We start from the raw sequence: 16,852 nt of genomic DNA on the forward strand, positions 1-16,852 counted from the left end.
GCATCGTTGTGACCCTGTAAGCCTGATGTTGTGTAACTTTTAGGTGTAACCGATGCATGATGTTGCGAACTTGGTAGCGACCCATTTGATAGCCTTCTTTACGCAATTTCTTCACCATTTCACGATTCCCTAAACTGCCCCGGCTTTTTCTAAATAATTTTCGAATAAGGTGATAAAGCTTCAAAGTATCAAGGCTAATCACCGCTACAGGACGTTTGAGCCAATCGTAATAGCCTGATTTACTTACACCCATCACGCGGCATAACAATGCTACAGGGAAATGGTTAGATTGTTTTTTAATGAAGCGAAATTTCACTTCATTTCTTTCGCAAAGAAGGCACTGGCCTTTTTTAAAATTTCTTTCTCCATGCGTAATGCTTTGTTTTCTTTACGCAATCGTTTCAGTTCATCGCGCTCAGACTCTTCTAAGGCAATGCCTTTCTGCTGAGCTTCGTATTTCTCTTTCCACTTGTAAAGCAGGCTAGTAGCGACTCCGAGTGACTTTGCTGCATCAGCAACACTGTAGCCTTGCTCTAGCACCATCAAAACAGCTTCATCTTTAAATGACTGAGGATAGCTTTTATGGGATTTTTTCAGACTCATATAGACCTCTTAACTCATTGACAGTATTGTCTCAAAATTAAGTGTCCGATGGCATTAGACCAGTACAGATAACAAAAAACCCAAGCATAAAACCTGGGTTAGAAAGGTTTGTTTTGCATGCCCCCTAACCAATATCTTGATTAATCTCATCACCAACCAATGATAAATACCGTTTAATCACTGGTACCCCTGAACCCGACTTTTTCCGTAACATAGTCTGACTAATCACTATTTGCGGATCTTCTTTGATCAATTCCTCAGTGACATCCAACAGCCGTTGTATAGATGCTGCTTTTGCATCTTCATGTTCTCTAAACTTATCAACTATTGCCAACCGCGTTTTCTTTAGCTCCTTGCGAGGTATTTCAACGATCTCATATTCAGTAAAATCAAGCTGCCATGCGGTATAGATAGTATGAGTAGAAATATTTTCATGTAAAAACATGTCTTGCAAAAACGCTGTTTCTGTTCCCTTATGCTCTTTTCGCCACGTATCATAGTGCATATGCTTAACACACTGGCCGTAGAGATTTCGAGAATCCTTAAACAACGCATCGTTATCGCCAAAAACTAGCTTCGTAGTATCGTTCAATGTACGAGCACAGCGTTGATTAATCAATGCATTCCGTTCACCTTCAGGTAAATGCTTAAACGATTGTAAAGCTTTAATTTCTGGTAAACGACGTAAATGCCAAATCCCCTTCATCACAAGCTCGGCAGGTACAATTGTATACAACACACCTTCTCCTACAGACATTCGCTTTTTAGCCGCACCTTTAAACTCAATTTGATATTGGCTTTCACCATGCTTACTGAATTTACCTTGATATAGAATTTCGATAGCACGGCGACCCGTAGCAAGAGCCAAACCAAGCGCTAGCCGAGAATAACTGTAAGTGCCGTTTTTGGTTTTTTCAGTGAGAAGAGATTCAATAGTGTTCAGTAACCATTGATAATTAACCGTGATAGGGTTCCTATGCCTGTCTTGTACTAACTGGTTGTACTCTTTTTCAAGCTTCTTACATAAGTCTCCCATACGTATAAACCGCAATACTTCATGTCCTAGCTGTAACTGTTGTAGTCGTTTATGCACTGGTTGACCGTTATACTTTTCTTGTAACTGCACTAAACCTTGAATCGCATGAGACATTGGTAGTTTTAATAGTTTATTTAGCTCATCTTTCAATTCAGGGTGATATTTATAAATTACTTCTAATTGTTGGTCTAAATTATGATGACGTAAATTTGCATCATAAATCTCTTTACGTGTTTTTGAGATATATTTAACGATGGTTTTTTCAGACAAACCACTTTCATGTAACTGCTTCATAAACGCTTTTGCAAGCCGTTGTAATTTTTGGGTTTTTGCAGATCGCGTGATATCTTGTTTTTCAACTTCTGCTATTTTTCGGAATAGTAGCGTGATTCTTTCGTCAATTTTAAATGCCACTGTATCGCCCCCTATATAATGTATAGTGTGATACTAGCACCCTTTAAATACACCCTCAACCCCTATAACAAAATATTCACACACTTTGAATGCCAACACTTACACAACAACAAGTAATAAACAATAAATAAGCCAAATGAGTATAAATTTTTACTTAAACAGTAACCAAAACGATATTGATATCGTAAGCAACACACCACAGCCAATAAAAATAAAAGGGGCTAATAACTCTATCTGGCTTTTATCGACCATGGTTATAAAATCACCTGGCTGTTCTGCTTTTTTCTCATACGTATCAATGATAGCTTGAATGAGCCGATAACCAACAGCTTCACTTTTCACGATTAGCTTGATGGGGTCCGTTAGCCGTGAATCGGAATCATTCACCACACAGTAATGTTCATCATTCTTTTCCACACGTAAATTTACCAGGGCTTCCATATCCAATGTGGTTGTTGCCACCACATCTACAGTGATATTTCCCATTTTTATGGGGCTACGGTAAGTAATGTTGGCTTTTTTCTTATACGTACAGAGCGGTGTAATTTTAAAATCCAAGTTCTCCGCCAGTAAAATATGCTGACTACACGAATAGTGTTGGGCACTGATCAGGTTATTTTGCATCATTGTTTTATCCTTATTTTTGGGTTCACGATCCTGTGAAAGATTGCATTACGCTATTAATCATACCACCTGTTATTTCTGTAAACGGGCCGCTTATGTAACTGGTTCCAGCTGTAATTATAAAATTGCTCACAATCAGCTGGCATGTTAGCTAAGATATAAGGGTCTCCATCACGATTCCTACGATTGCGATGGTTTAATCCAGTAGCATCACAATAATCTCGGATACCTACCGCATAAATAGATGCCACTGATTGTATGGTTGGATTTGGGCAAAGCTTTAAGAAATCAGTACGTTTCTGGATTTGTTCCGCCCACTTTTTATCCGTTATGGCATAGAAAGCTGCTAAATACGGGTTGCATTGAGGTGGCGCAGCAGGCGATGCCAAACACAGCACAGCGCCACAAGCCAGTACCGCTTCATCCGATAACGCGTGGCTCGTAGATACGCCCACCACCAACCACACACAGAATCCATAAGTGATTAATGGTTTCATCCTTGAGGCCTACTGTTGTGCTCTGCATTAAACGACAGAAGAACCTCGTCTAACGTACCTTGCTGGCTGTCTAACGCCACTACTTGCACGCCTTTCGCAGGTGCAAAGTCCCGCCCTGTTTCTGACCAAAATGCCAAAGTATGCAATGTTTGTGCGGGGATACCATGGCCTTCCAAAAGGTACTTAACCGCTTTGGCGCGTTTTACGGCAAGGGTGGAAGTCCCAACGCGACTATGGCCATGAGAGTGGCCAATAATAAATACCTGTTTGCCTTTTAATGCAGGAAGCAAGGATTCCATGGTTTGCTTATAATTTGTCACTGCCACACTGTCATTCGCAAAATCAATAAAATACCGCGCCTGTTGCTTAACGGCTGTTACCTTGGGCGCAGGCATTTCAATCTGCTCTACAGGGGCAGGCTCCTCAATAGGCGTGGTCGTAAACGTCGGGGTAGGGCGGGTTAAATCACGCTCAATCACATTGCGTTGCTGTAATTTAAAGATACTTGCATCTTGCAAATTTAAATGTTGAGTATTACATCCAACCAAAGCCAATCCACTGATTAAAAATACTGTTTTTTTCATATCCTCATTCCTTAAGGCTTAGCTGTAAAACTTAGTAATTTATGTTCACGATCTACAATTAAATAATTTTCAGGGCCAATTAACACTAATAACGAATCCATGACACTCATCGTCCTAGACATGCGAGCAATAGGCTTGATCGTGTTTGAGGCAATCTGTTGGGCATCCGTTGGTGCAGGCTCATCAAGCTTTAGTTGGTAGCCAGTATGGCTAATCAGATATTCTGCAGCATCTTGCACAGTTTTAGCTTCTGTAGGAAGTACCATTCTTACATATAAATTTAGTGGTTCTAAAGCTAAACTGTGTGTACTCCAACTCAATAGCACACTACTTAATGCATAACGAATTAATTTATTTATTTTAATGTTGAGTAATATATTCATCGAAAATGCTGCTCCATGGCGTTAAATACAAATAATCATCCAAGACAATTTTGATAGGAGTGCCTAAATCTAGCTCTTTGGTGGGCACAATATTTAGGTACTTTTGCACCAAAGGTGAAGTTTGTTCTCTTAAACCTTCTTCCCAGTCGCCACGGATCTCTGTAGAACCGGATATCGCACTGGATCGATCACTGTCTGCAGAGCTGGAAACAATCGCATAAGCAGTGACACCTAAAAATTGCTCCCATAAGTGGTAATCAACAGAGCCTTTAATTGCTGCAATTCCTCCACGGTCTTTTACTGTCACTTTACTTTTTAAATTAATGGGTGAGCCATCAGGTAAAATAAATTGGGTTGCAGGTAAACCCAAACGATTATGTAGCACTGCATTCGGCCCACTAGAAGCAATGGAGCGCCCTATAACTTCTGTGCCCTTGGGAATAAGGACATTTTCATAAGCAATGTCATAAACATCATGCGAGACAATTCCGTGATAAGAACCTAAATAATCACTATTGGTGTACTCATTCAAAATAGCCGTAATCACTGTACCTGGGGGTAGTGGCTTTTTACCCGGCAGTTGTACCGTTGCATCAAATTTAGGGTCTATAGCCTGGGTAACCGGTTGCGAAGCAACTGTCTGTCCTCGTGGCTGAGTTTGAGGGTTCGCCAAGGCTTTAGCTAATGAATCAATACCTGTGTCAGGATTAAATACCGCAGGTTGTACACCAAGTTGTGACTTAAGCTGATTTATAACTGACTGCTTATCAATCACTTGCTGTGCCTTTTGCTGCACAGTTTTGACTATATTGGGTGTATTTTCTGTTAATGTATTTCCTCTCTGTTTTTCTACTGGAAATGCTATGGTTTCCCGTTTCTGGTAGGAAGAAAGCGCACGCATCCGCTCACTTTTTTTGAACTCTTTTTCAACTTCACGAATGGGGTCCGGTTTTTGGTTAGCCTGTTTCAGCTTTTCCACCTCTGACATCATCAAGTTATAGCGGTTTTCCAAGTCTCGATAGCGCTGTAACAATGCGGTATTTTGTGCGCTGTGCTGTGTACTAGCTTCATCTTCTGCATACGCTTGTTGTTGTGCTTCAAGTAGTCCGACGGGTTGCTGCGCTTGAAACTCTTCCTGTCCTTTTTGAAAACGCTCTAATGCCACCTCATATGACGAGCGAGCGGTATCTGTGTTAGTTTCTTCGCTTTTAGCTGACTGATAGGGTGAAGCTGGTGTATTGTCCTTTTTAACTGGCTGATATGTCATCACCCAGATACCACTAATAATCACCACTCCACCAAATACCATGAGCAAATACATTTGCAGCTTGCTACGGTGCGTTGAAGGGCGAACAGGCGTGCTAGGTTGGCTTTCTCCTAACATGTTAGAATGCTCCCTTTGTAATGCCATCCCGCCTTTCAATAGCGATTTCAATATCGTCATATTTCAAACGAAATGCAGGATAAATCCCAACAACACGATATAAATTAGTTACATCATCATATTTGGCTTGAATAATTTCAGGTTTATCCGCAACGGTAGCCTCAATGGCTAAAATACCTTTATTATCATTAAGTAAACGTATATAAGTAAAACGACCATCATCATAAACATCTGACACAATATCTTTACCAATAAAACCACTATTGCTGTCCCATTGGTAACGAGTATAAATAAAATGGCGATAGCGACGTAACGCAGCTTTTACCGCATCATCCACTTTTTCCTGTTGCTGAGCACTAGCTTCCTCGTACTTGGCTTTCCAAAATGTCATCTGCTGTTGTGCTTGATAAGCCGCTGGATGAATATAATTAGTCAGTACAGCGGTTACATTATTGAGGTTTTCAACTTTATTAATAATCGTATAGCAGGGCGTATTACGTTGATAAGTACGCCGTACATTAAAATTAAAGCTTAAACCTTGCTCACTAATCACATGCAGTGTCGTAGTTTCACCTTCTGGCTCTTTAGAATTTGGTTGAATATATAGGTGATTTGCTCCCCCCGTCTTTTCCCAAAGAGCTTCATTACCAAGAAGCATTAATGGGCCTTTTTGACTAGTTAACACATTATCAGGCAATTCTATATGCGTCCAACCATTAAATTGGGCATAAATAGTGTAGATTTTTCCTGGTTCCCAGTTAATTTTTTTACAGCTGTTTGCTAACACATTACCTGTTACCAGCGAGCTAGCTAATAATGTAGTTGTTATTAATTTTTTCATGATGCTGAGGCCTCTTCCTTAAAGTCCTGAAAGATTTGTGCTTGAATAATTTCGATACCCGCAGGATTAACCAGTAATAAGTCTTTAGCTTTCTCTCGACTCCCAGCGGTTTTTTGCATAATTTCTTGTCGTGATAGCAACCTCCATTGCAGCTCCACTATATCGAATGTAGGTTTACCAATGGACGTATGGTTAGCATCTGTCTGCTCTCGACGAACATGCACTCTGGTGCGATAGATAGTACCTTCGACCAGATCCGACCCTTGAGCGTCATAGTGTCTAAGGCGACCAACACTAACATTGACATATTTTTTAGCTGCAACAATATCAGCTGCTTTCTTGATAGCATTAAAACCTTCCCTGTCATCATAAAACCAGTTGAGCATTTCTGATGTCATAAACATGGTTGCTTTGGGAAAATCCGTATTAATAGAATATGGATTACGACCATAGCGATAATGAATAAAATCACTGATTGATTTATCGATGTTAGATTGAAAAAAACGCTCTGGATCATCCGGTATTGAGAAATCAATATCCCAAGTACCGTTTGGGTACATTTTTACCCAGGCAACTTCGGTATTCGCAACAGCCAGTGCAGATAACTCTGTAACTTTGAGATAACCGTAAAAATTCAACGCAATACTGACAGTTATAATAAGATACAACCAGTTGTTGTGTATCTTTTTAAGCTCTTTTGCCACAAGCAAACCCACTTGGCCTGCATTGGCCTGTTGTGCTTCATCCTGCTGCATTGTTTATTTCCTCATCCTGAGCAATTTAAAGACCACACCTGTCATGCTTGGGGGTTTACCCACACTTGCAGATGCTAAGATGTACGCCAAAGGACCTGCACTTGCTACAAAAACAATTCCTAACCCCGTAATTAATGTAATTTCAGTGACATTCGCGGCAGTAATTTGCAACACCTGCGGCTCTTTAACACCACCGATAGTAAAACCGCCAAACAAGAAGGCTTCATACAGCATCAAAACGAGGACACAGGCTACACGTACAAAAAATGCAAAAAGTAAAAAACCAAGCATAATGCCAAACATTTTTTTTAGAAAATCGGAAGTTTGACGCCATGCCGCAAGAGGAATAAAAATAAAACCCACTAATTTACAAAATGCAAAACCAATAACTGACCAACCTGCTGCAACCGTCACACTTAGATTAAGCAAGCCACTAAATAGTAAAAATGATAAAGAGGCGAGAATACGTGAACCTTTATCAAATAAATCCCATTCCATCCCAATCAAGCGACTCAGGATTTTTTTAATATGAGTGTAAACAAAAAATTGATCGGTATTGCCAATCGCTACTTTTTGGATAGCAAATCCCAAGTCATTAACGCTAGACCAAAGTAAATCTGTTAGATAGTTATAGAAGAGTAATCCAGTGACACACAATATGATACGTATTACTGTCAATACAGCGATTTCAATCCCACCTCGAAAAAACACCCACTGAATCAATGCATCAGCAACCGCTACAATGCCCATAACGACCATCAACCGCCAAACAAAGCTGCCCAAGACGTTTGTGCTCCCCTGGTTGCCCAACACATGATTCACAAAATCATTGATCACATTCAGTGTCGTTTTAAAAAGTACATCACTATTAGCTGTGGTTGTTGCATCTGCAGCAAGTGTAACCCCAGGCACCAGCAACAGGAGCGCAAACGGCAACAGCGGTTTTACAGAATTTCTCATTCGTTACGCATCCTTGCAGAATAATAAAATAGGATAAAAAATATAAATATATATAGAATCCTATATATATAATTTATAGGAGCTATAAAGTTAAGGGTATTACAACTTAAAAAAACAGGTTAAAAGCCACGATCATCGTACATCATTAGTTCCTCCTTAAGGATATTTTTTCGAAGCCAACGAACCTCCATATTCAATTCTTCTTCAAATATTTCACCATTTATTTTGTCACTCATATATATCATGGACCTTGCTTGCTCACGTTGTTTACGCAGATTAACAATTAACCGCTTAGCAGCCTCTTTTGACAAGCTACTATATTGCCTGTTGCAATAGTTATCAGTGCCTCTCCTAGGCATTTTTTCATTAACAACCTTAAGTACTCGCATGTTACATTTATATAGTTCTTCAATATTTGTTCTTTTAGAGTACTTGCATTCTTCACCTAGCTGCTTTTCTAACTTTGACCTTTTAAGGTGATGATCATCAATTATTGGTTTTTTAACAGCATGAGCATTGCCAATAAAGAATATAGTAAATGCAGATATAACTATTTTTTTCACTTTATACATCCTTAACAATTTTGGTTGTAGCTAAATACACATAGCTACAACCTATAATTACTTTTATTCTACCAACGTCCAGTGTTATCAATTTTTGTAGGAGGTTGATTTAATGCTCTTTGGATTCGCTCTATACGCTCTAAACTACCCTGGGCTTGCTTAGCAAAAACAAAATCTGAGAATTTATTAGAATGTTCAAACTGCTTTTGTTGGATTTGCTGTATAACTTGTAAATTCTCAAAGACATGTTGATTTTGCATAGCTATAAGCTGCAAAGTTGCTAGCTCATTGTTATCCTGCATAGCAACAGTGTCACGTAATTTATCAAGCCTGTTAGACTTTTCCAATGTATTCATGAACTTGGTTTTTAAGTCGTCAACATCTTCTGCATGCATATCAGCAAGTCTAGAACGATGGAAAGAACGATCATAATTAGCTAATTCTTTTTCACGCATTGCACTGGTAAAACCTTTATCTCTATACCTATCAGGAATCAGTTGGCGGCCAACTTCACTGGTTCCCAACACTCTTTGATAAATACGCTTAACGCCTTCATCAGCGTTATAAACTCCATTTTTATCATACAGCTGTATATCATCATACACAGATCGATTTGTTACTAAACGCTCATACGCTAAGCGTTTTAACTGCTCTGGGTCTTTAACGATGGTTTTCAGTCCATGCGCAACACGTTGTAAATGCTCATACTCTGCACTGAGCTTCTTATATTGATCATCAAGCTTACTATATAGCTGGATCAATTTAGCGATTTCATTATCTGATAGCTGCTCCAGCACCTTTTTGTTTCCCTCAGCTATCTTTTCTAGCAAGGGGTAAAGAGTCACATCCGAGGTGGGCACTCCAGTGCCACCGGAACCAAATACAATCGGACTACTCATTAGGGTTGATAAGGCAAGTGTATAACCTAGTTTTTTTGCGAGCTTTTTTAGTTTCATAAGCGACATCCTTGCTGTCTCAGTTGTTTGATGGTTTCCTCAATGGCAAGGTCAGGGTTATGTTGATAACGTTTAAACAGTTCGTTGCGAATAGGTGCTTCCTGGGGCCTACTGGTACCAATGACGTACTGTGCAGGGTCTGCATTGATATTCACCACTTTAGAAATACCCACTTCTCGCTGCACAATCAAAGCTTGTTTTTTAGGTTTCATTTTTTTAATCAGGGCACATTCATCAACACTTAAATCAAAGGCTTGTTGATACAGTGAGGCATCGCCCTCAGAGTCCGGCATAAAAATATAGGCTGTTGCAGCCCCTCGTACGACATGCCAGTCCGGTATCGACATATATTCCCGAGGGCCTTGGGTCCACAGCCCAAATCCACCGAAGTATTTACCACTGGTCCGCACGCATTTTAATAAGGCATCTCTGGCCGCTTCGATGCTGAGCAAGTGGTGGGCTTCATCAATATCGGTGTATTTTGGAATAGTGCGTAAATGTTCATTTTCATACTGCATATACACTCGATAGAACATCTCATTCATTAAAATTGGCAGTAATTCATCGTTATCTTTATATTGTTTTAAATTAAATACGGAAATTCGTTTTTTTAATTCACCAATAGCATCTTCAGCAACACCATAGAGATCCCCATAGTGGCCACCAGGTAAAAATGCGGTGAGTCGTTGTTTGGTGGTGTTCATCAGCATCTCAAACACACCCGACAAACGACCTTCGATACCTAAATTCATCACATGGCCAATACAGTGAATCAGATCTTCCAGCTCTTCAGGACGTAGCAGACGCTCTTCTTCACGGATAGTTTTGTTGTTTAGCAACATCAATCGCACTTGTGTTACCAAATGGCTATAGAGCGTATCCTTCACCACCGGATCACCCAGTAAACGAAATGGGTTAAATCCAAAACCCTCGCCACCAATATTGATCATCGCCGCATCGTCACCGTAAAAGCGGGCAAGAGGAATAGCCCCTTCATCAATATCAATTGCTGAGTATAAGGTACCAAACTTCAGCATGTGCATGGCTAATAACATGCGTAAAAAGCTTTTGCCGCTACGAATGGGTCCTGTACATAAGAGTAAGCATTTATCACCCACAAATGGTGAAAAGTGGAAAGGTGTACCATCAGCAGATTCCAGTATGACCAAACTCTCTTCGCTGACATTGGTAGTTTGCCAATGTGGTAATCCGGCATGTGCCTTATAGTTTAAGCTTAAGGCTGATGCCTGGGCAGCATTGTATTGTAAGTTACGGTATTTAGACTCTTTACTACCTGGTAAACAGGCAGCATAAGCCTTTTGTATCCCTGCACTTTCCCAAATAAAGTTAAAATCAGCGGTGTTAAGTGCTTGATTAAAATCTTTTACCCTTTTTCTTAAAGCATTTAAATCATCATCAAATACCAAAATTGATGCATGATAGTGTCCGAAAATACGGTCATTTTGAATCCTGTTTAGATCCTGAATAGCACGCTTTGCATCTTCGTTATATGCAGCATCATCACGCAATCGTTCATCCGCATTCTTAACATTACCCAGTAAAATATCACTCACTTTTAACGTTTGTTGCGCCACCTCATTTTTTTTATTTTTTACAAATAAAGATTTTTGCAACCGCGAGTACGGTTCATATCGGGTAATAACTACATAATTACCTCGCTGTAATAATGGTATTTTACCCCGTAGCCATGCAGCAGAACGGACATGAGAGTCCCCTGACCCCGTGATCGACAACACTTTAATGTAAACTGGTACTGCACCGTGGAGTTTGAGTGCTGTACCCAGGCCTTCAATTTCTACCACTTCCTGATCACCTTGGCCGAGCAGTTCATGCCAATGAGTCGATGGTGCTTGATTGAATGTCGACTGTAAAAACACGTTTTTATCAAAATTCACCAGAAAGTGATACAGCCGCCACAGATCAGTAGTACTCATCGATTGGACGTTAAAACTGTAAGCATCTAGCCTGTCACTGAGTACATGCAGCATATCTTCGGCTTGTTCTAACTGATCTTTTAATAACTCATTATTTAAATAAAGATTATCTTGCAATGAAAATAACGGTTTAATTTTTTTTATTTCACGTAAGCTAGTCATGGCTTTGACCAGTTTACGCAACCTTAACAAATTTAACTCTAACCGATGGGGCCGCTTAATTTCATAACAGTGGAATAGTCTGGTAAGACTAAGTCCTTTTTCATTCAAGAACTGTGCACGACGCTCCGAGACCAGCTGACTACGTGAATGATCACGATGTATGGGAACATACTGGTAGCCTTCAAGATGCAGATAAAATTGCCAATAAATAGTATCACTGTATTGCTCATACAAAGATTGATACAACCGACTGAGACGACGCAAGGTCGCCTCTTCATAAGGTTGTAGCTCAATACCATGTTCAATGTTTAAACCACATAGAACATGAGCATTAGTGGTAATCATTTGTTTTTGGTATTGGCCATATGCACTAATCAGCTGGCTAAGGGACTTCATTAGGTGGAACTCCCTGAATAGTTTTGAATAGCAATTACATAAGCAGTGATATTCAAAAAGACAATGCCTGCAATCACAGCACGAGCCAATGTTTGAATGGCTTTACCCTGCTGTGCGGCAAATGCCCATATCATCAGGCCTACCCCCGCAGATACAATGGTAAAACCTACCGCCCAAGGTCCCGTCATATTATTTATTAGATCCTGAAAAAATTTGTTAGGACCAGCAAATAAACCTGTAGTAGGTGCATTAAGGTTGTAAGCAGCTGAAGCCAGGGACGAATAAAACAATACACAGTATGTTGTGTAATATTTAACTAAATTTTTCGGTAGTCCTTTTTTCACTGATACTCTCTCCTTGTCGATTAAGAATAATTAATTGTTTTTTTAATGTTGGTTTATCTACAGACAAACGCCTAACAGACCATGCAGCCCACCATGACGTTAATGCTTCGTAATCATCACGATAGATGACATAAGCCGTTAAAAACAAAACCGCAAATAGTGATACTCCAAACCACCAGTACACTTGAAAACTTAGCAATAAACAAAATATAAAGGCTTTAATCACATGAGGTATTGGCACACCAAGTACGGTTTTTTGATTAAAAAAACGTAAATTTTTTAGTTCGTCTGCTTCTTCCTGAAAAGACGTATCCATTTGTCACCAGAAATAATATTCAGTATGATTTCGTCAAACCTATATTATATAAGGAGTTATATAGGTTATTTTTTCACGTCCTTTTTTAACCATTCAGGGAATGAACCATGGCAAAACTCATTACGTTTCACCTGCCACAAGAAATGATTAACGACTTGCAAAAATACATTATTGATGTCGTTAACGAAGACTGTGACCCCAAAGTGATCAACCGTTCAATGCTCATTCGCGAGCTAATACGGCTGTCGCTGGATTCCCTGGAGCACCTTAATTTGGACGCAGTTTATGACTCCTATTCGTTGTACAGTGAGCTAGCACGCGGTATAAAATCTTATTACCAAACTCACTACTTACTCCAAGAGAGCATGCAATAATCTAGTCAACTTCCTTATTACAACTTATTAGAGTACGGTGATATAGATTATTTTTATACGAATAACACCGTATTCTATCGAATTTTATCTACACTCTGCAATAAATTATGACTTATCTATTTCACTTTTTTTCACGCGTAATTCTTCAAGTTCACGCTCTATTTTATCTCGCTCAGCTTTCAGATGACGAATATCAACCATGATTTGCTCACCTTTTTCAGCTAGCCGCCAACAGTGATCAAAGGGATCAATCTCTTTACCACAATTTAAACACTGCAATGTACGTGTCGTACGGCTTAACTTAATACGGGTATGATCACACACCACTTCACCTTGCTTGCACGTAGGCACACTTTTTCGATTAAACAGCAAAATATTATGTTTACCTTTCATTATGCAGCCACCAAGCATTGAAAAGCAGGTCCTAACCTATAATATTTACCCTCGCGCTCTAAAATTTGGCGATTGGTTAACTCCTGACATAACTGACGAGCTTTCGCATCAGCTATTGCTAAGCTGTCCCTTAATTTAGAATGAAAACCACTGGTAATTTCCTTTTGTTGAATCACATCAATTGCTTTTTCAATGGTTTCTTCTGACACTCCATTTCTTGCAGTTAGAATACCTTTAGTCTTAGGTTTCATATGCTGAGCCACCATAGTAGCTGGCTGACTTGAAGCCAAGGCTAGTTCAGGGTACCCCACGATCTTAGTCTTATCACTATCCGATGTATTACTTCTAGGCTCATCAATAACTGATGCTGTACATCTTGCTTTAGTTTGCCAAACAATAAATACTAGCTTTAAGAAATCAAATACCAATCCTACCAGCAGCCCCATCAGTAAGTTTATTTGTTGTACTGTTATAGGTAAAAAAGCAGCCCACGTTATTGCAATCCCCTGATAAGCATCAATTTGTGGTGTACTACCACTCAATAACTTCAGTCGTTCTTCTTGTAGAGCTTCTTTTTCAGCAGTAAGCACTTTGATTTTGCCATTCCTAGCATTTACTTCTAAACGGATCTTCTCTGACTCCGTATATATAGTCCGCTCTTTTTTGAGCTGTTCAATTTCATCCGTGCGCGCTGAAATCTTATCATTTAAGACCTGGAGGCGTTCATTAACCATGGTATGTTGCTGGTGATCATTCAGTGACACAGAAGTAACAACCCCACTTATAGTCACCACACTAATCCCAAGGCATAATACAAAAACAAATACATCAACTGCCGTCTTTTCTTGCCTCAAAATAAGTCGTTTTAAGGATTCAATACATGCTAAATCTGTAACTAAAATGAAGAGCAAAGCCAGGACAATAGCCAAATAGCCTAAGTCTTGTACAAAGGTATATGCAAAATAGCTGGAGAGAAGATATGACGCTATGCGTGAGGACCATGCGCCAATGTCGGTTGCTGTTATTTTATCTAGACTCATAGCTCTAGTTCCCTGAGCTGTTTGCGTTTATCATATAGTATATATTCAAAATCAAGATAAAATCAACTAGATTATGAAAAACAACCTAGAGCCAACCCAAATTATTGATGGACTAAAGGATTACTTAGGGTTAAAGAATGACGCTGCACTAGCATCAGCACTTAATATTAACCAGAACTCTATAACCCAATATAAACGCACAACAGGTGGTACAATACAAAATAAAATGCTTCAGCTTTTATTATCAAACGCAACTAAACCATTGGTCGTTGATGAGTGTAATATTAAAACTACTTCAGGTATCAAGTTAAAAGTTCAGTTATTACAAACACAACGATTTGATAATAAATATACTCAAAGCTTGTTAGTTACTGGCAGCGATTTTTATGCTCAGTCATATCACCCAGAGCTTTGTATTAGTAAAATAGGACAGGAAATACTTCTTTTCTTGGACTGTATAAGGCTTTCAGTACATCCAAACTGTACAGATGCTCTACAAGAACTTTTATCTTTGATGGAGAAGTGATTGCCAATTATTATCACTAGAACGCCCTCATTATAATCACCAAGTAAATATTGATGAATGAGCAGCTAAAGCTACTCATTCATCTGCAGTCAGCCTATAAAGACGACAGCGAGTTGTGCACAATCCCTAAGCGAGAAAGAGCATCTATTACTTGCGTGAATCTTAATGATTCACCACTAAGAGAGCTAAGTACAATCAAATCTCTGCTGTGTAAGTGCTTTACAATCAAGTACTGACCACGTCTTGCAGTGTAAAGCTCATAACAGAATTCCTGAAATGCACTTGGTTGAAGAAGTAACTGCTTTGCTTCAAATATCAGCCCGTATAAATTTCTGTCAGACAAAAATTTATCTAATGAGCCATCATTTTCAACAAATTTTTCAGCAGTTAAATTAAGATCTTTCAGACAATCAAAGTTATTAAATTGAGTGAATGAGTTATTCATGTGGGCATCCTTACTCACGATAAGTGAGATAGGATACAGTTGCTCTCAATCAGAGAGACTGTATCTATCTCTCTGATTGGTAGTGACACACTTTCAGTCAGTTATAAGTGCGTGTTACTGACCATTTTTTTATACAACACGTTTAGTAAAAAAACAACTGGTTTTACTAATTCTTATTCTAGTGTCATCTTGTTTCATGGAGCACTTTGGTAGGTGTCACCCTGTTTCGTGGAGCACTTTGGTAGGTGCCACCCAGTTTCATGGAGTACTTTGGTAGGTGCCACCCAGTTTCATGGAGTACTTTGGTAGGTATTACCCAGTTTCGTGGAGCACTTTGGTAGGTGTCACCCAGTTTCATGGAGTACTTTGGTAGGTATTACCCAGTTTCATGGAGCACTTTGGTAGGTGTCATCACGGCTTTCATCTCTAGCTCAGTGACAAAGTGTCACTCATATAACAGAGGCACTCTGTCAAAAGTATTCTTAGCAAGCGCGCCGTAAACCCTCGCCCAATGCGGGCGGGGATATAAGGGGCTACCTTTAACCAAGAAAATCTGTGGGGTATCTGGCCCTTAACCAAGAAAATCTGTGGGGTATCTGGCCCTTAACCGAGAAAATTTGTGGGGTATCTGGCCCTTAACCGAGAAAATTTGTGGGGTACCTGGCCCTTAACCGAGAAAATTTGTGGGATACCTACCCCTTAGCCGAGAAAATTTGTGGGGTACCTGCCCCTTAACCGAGAAAATTTGTGGGGTATCTGGCCCTTAACTGACAAAATCTTTGGAGTTGGCCCTTAAAGCATCATCGAGAAACAAGGCTTTTCTCTCCTAACACCAAACTGATCCACGAGGCTGGGGATTTGCCACCAAACTGATCCACGAAGCTTAAAATTACCTACCAAATTGCTCCATGAACTACTGGTTTTACCACCAAATTGATCCACGAGGCTGGGGATTTGCCACCAAACTGATCCACGAAACTTAAAATTACCTACCAAATTGCTCCATGAACTACTGGTTTTACCACCAAATTGATCCACGAGCTGGGGATTTGCCACCAAACTGATCCACGAAACTTAAAATTACCTACCAAATTGATCCATGAGACTGGGGATTTGCCACCAAACTGATCCACGAAACTTAAAATTACCTACCAAATTGCTCCATGAACTACTGGTTTTACCACCAAATTGATCCACGAGCTGGGGATTTGCCACCAAACTGATCCATGAGACTGGGGATTTGCCACCAAATTGATCCACGAAGCTGGGGATTTACCACCAAATTGATCCACGAGACTGGG

At 39.7% G+C, this 16,852-nt stretch carries 20 protein-coding genes and 1 pseudogene; 2 read left to right on the forward strand and 19 right to left on the reverse strand.

The features are described from left to right. From ACQ96U_RS26420 to ACQ96U_RS26490, 15 genes and pseudogenes are all read right to left on the reverse strand, one after another. Window positions 1-603: pseudogene (locus tag ACQ96U_RS26420) on the reverse strand (transposase); the annotation flags it as partial. Between the two features lie 124 nt (window positions 604-727). Continuing rightward, a complete protein-coding gene (locus ACQ96U_RS26425; RefSeq protein WP_431724285.1) occupies window positions 728-2,053 on the reverse strand; it encodes a protelomerase family protein in 1,326 nt (441 codons plus the stop codon). A 150-nt stretch (window positions 2,054-2,203) separates the two neighbouring features. Then, window positions 2,204-2,680, reverse strand: a complete 477-nt coding sequence (locus tag ACQ96U_RS26430; RefSeq protein ID WP_431724286.1) for a hypothetical protein — start codon at window positions 2,678-2,680, stop codon at window positions 2,204-2,206. A gap of 53 nt (window positions 2,681-2,733) precedes the next feature. Next, window positions 2,734-3,174, reverse strand: coding sequence for a TrbM/KikA/MpfK family conjugal transfer protein (locus tag ACQ96U_RS26435; RefSeq protein ID WP_431724287.1), 441 nt, complete (start codon window positions 3,172-3,174; stop codon window positions 2,734-2,736). Next, complete coding sequence (locus tag ACQ96U_RS26440; RefSeq protein WP_431724288.1) at window positions 3,171-3,758, reverse strand: hypothetical protein; 588 nt, start codon at window positions 3,756-3,758, stop codon at window positions 3,171-3,173. The genes ACQ96U_RS26435 and ACQ96U_RS26440 overlap by 4 nt, the downstream gene beginning before the upstream one ends. 11 nt (window positions 3,759-3,769) lie before the next feature. Continuing rightward, on the reverse strand, window positions 3,770-4,141 hold the full coding sequence (locus ACQ96U_RS26445; RefSeq protein WP_431724289.1) for a hypothetical protein: 372 nt from the start codon (window positions 4,139-4,141) through the stop codon (window positions 3,770-3,772). Then, a complete protein-coding gene (locus ACQ96U_RS26450) occupies window positions 4,119-5,525 on the reverse strand; it encodes a TrbI/VirB10 family protein (RefSeq protein WP_431724290.1) in 1,407 nt (468 codons plus the stop codon). Before ACQ96U_RS26450 ends, ACQ96U_RS26445 begins: the two co-directional genes overlap by 23 nt. Window position 5,526: 1 nt before the next feature. Next, window positions 5,527-6,366: a TrbG/VirB9 family P-type conjugative transfer protein gene (locus tag ACQ96U_RS26455; RefSeq protein WP_431724291.1), complete on the reverse strand. Its 840-nt coding sequence runs from the start codon at window positions 6,364-6,366 to the stop codon at window positions 5,527-5,529. Beyond that, the gene (locus ACQ96U_RS26460) at window positions 6,363-7,121 is read right to left on the reverse strand and encodes a hypothetical protein (protein ID WP_431724292.1); all 759 of its coding nucleotides are present in this window, start codon (window positions 7,119-7,121) and stop codon (window positions 6,363-6,365) included. The genes ACQ96U_RS26455 and ACQ96U_RS26460 overlap by 4 nt, the downstream gene beginning before the upstream one ends. Window positions 7,122-7,124: 3 nt before the next feature. Beyond that, entirely contained in the window at window positions 7,125-8,081 is a 957-nt protein-coding gene (locus tag ACQ96U_RS26465; RefSeq protein WP_431724293.1) for a hypothetical protein, read from the reverse strand. Between the two features lie 119 nt (window positions 8,082-8,200). After that, window positions 8,201-8,644 (reverse strand): hypothetical protein, encoded by a 444-nt coding sequence (locus ACQ96U_RS26470; RefSeq protein ID WP_431724294.1) that lies wholly within the window; start codon window positions 8,642-8,644, stop codon window positions 8,201-8,203. A gap of 68 nt (window positions 8,645-8,712) precedes the next feature. Beyond that, entirely contained in the window at window positions 8,713-9,600 is an 888-nt protein-coding gene (locus ACQ96U_RS26475; RefSeq protein ID WP_431724295.1) for a hypothetical protein, read from the reverse strand. Continuing rightward, window positions 9,597-12,113 (reverse strand): VirB4 family type IV secretion system protein, encoded by a 2,517-nt coding sequence (locus ACQ96U_RS26480; protein WP_431724296.1) that lies wholly within the window; start codon window positions 12,111-12,113, stop codon window positions 9,597-9,599. The genes ACQ96U_RS26475 and ACQ96U_RS26480 overlap by 4 nt, the downstream gene beginning before the upstream one ends. Further along, window positions 12,113-12,457 (reverse strand): hypothetical protein, encoded by a 345-nt coding sequence (locus tag ACQ96U_RS26485; protein ID WP_212721949.1) that lies wholly within the window; start codon window positions 12,455-12,457, stop codon window positions 12,113-12,115. Before ACQ96U_RS26485 ends, ACQ96U_RS26480 begins: the two co-directional genes overlap by 1 nt. Beyond that, window positions 12,426-12,773, reverse strand: coding sequence for a hypothetical protein (locus ACQ96U_RS26490; RefSeq protein ID WP_431724297.1), 348 nt, complete (start codon window positions 12,771-12,773; stop codon window positions 12,426-12,428). The genes ACQ96U_RS26485 and ACQ96U_RS26490 overlap by 32 nt, the downstream gene beginning before the upstream one ends. Window positions 12,774-12,880: 107 nt before the next feature. On the opposite strand from ACQ96U_RS26490, the gene ACQ96U_RS26495 reads away from it, so the two are divergent. After that, on the forward strand, window positions 12,881-13,147 hold the full coding sequence (locus ACQ96U_RS26495) for a hypothetical protein (protein WP_431724298.1): 267 nt from the start codon (window positions 12,881-12,883) through the stop codon (window positions 13,145-13,147). A 105-nt stretch (window positions 13,148-13,252) separates the two neighbouring features. Here ACQ96U_RS26495 and ACQ96U_RS26500 read toward each other — a convergent pair whose 3' ends face one another. Together ACQ96U_RS26500 and ACQ96U_RS26505 are read right to left on the reverse strand one after the other, a co-directional pair. Next, window positions 13,253-13,540: a hypothetical protein gene (locus ACQ96U_RS26500; RefSeq protein WP_431724299.1), complete on the reverse strand. Its 288-nt coding sequence runs from the start codon at window positions 13,538-13,540 to the stop codon at window positions 13,253-13,255. Next, window positions 13,540-14,580, reverse strand: coding sequence for a hypothetical protein (locus ACQ96U_RS26505; RefSeq protein ID WP_431724300.1), 1,041 nt, complete (start codon window positions 14,578-14,580; stop codon window positions 13,540-13,542). The genes ACQ96U_RS26500 and ACQ96U_RS26505 overlap by 1 nt, the downstream gene beginning before the upstream one ends. Window positions 14,581-14,653: 73 nt before the next feature. Between ACQ96U_RS26505 and ACQ96U_RS26510 the strand changes: the two genes are divergently transcribed. Beyond that, window positions 14,654-15,106, forward strand: coding sequence for a hypothetical protein (locus ACQ96U_RS26510; RefSeq protein WP_094789965.1), 453 nt, complete (start codon window positions 14,654-14,656; stop codon window positions 15,104-15,106). Between the two features lie 94 nt (window positions 15,107-15,200). Here ACQ96U_RS26510 and ACQ96U_RS26515 read toward each other — a convergent pair whose 3' ends face one another. Together ACQ96U_RS26515 and ACQ96U_RS26520 are read right to left on the reverse strand one after the other, a co-directional pair. Next, complete coding sequence (locus ACQ96U_RS26515) at window positions 15,201-15,551, reverse strand: hypothetical protein (RefSeq protein WP_431724301.1); 351 nt, start codon at window positions 15,549-15,551, stop codon at window positions 15,201-15,203. 792 nt (window positions 15,552-16,343) lie between these two features. Beyond that, window positions 16,344-16,607, reverse strand: coding sequence for a hypothetical protein (locus ACQ96U_RS26520; protein ID WP_431724302.1), 264 nt, complete (start codon window positions 16,605-16,607; stop codon window positions 16,344-16,346). Window positions 16,608-16,852 lie beyond the last annotated feature (245 nt).

Source organism: Zooshikella sp. RANM57 (assembly GCF_050749885.1).
Classification (GTDB): domain Bacteria; phylum Pseudomonadota; class Gammaproteobacteria; order Pseudomonadales; family Zooshikellaceae; genus Zooshikella.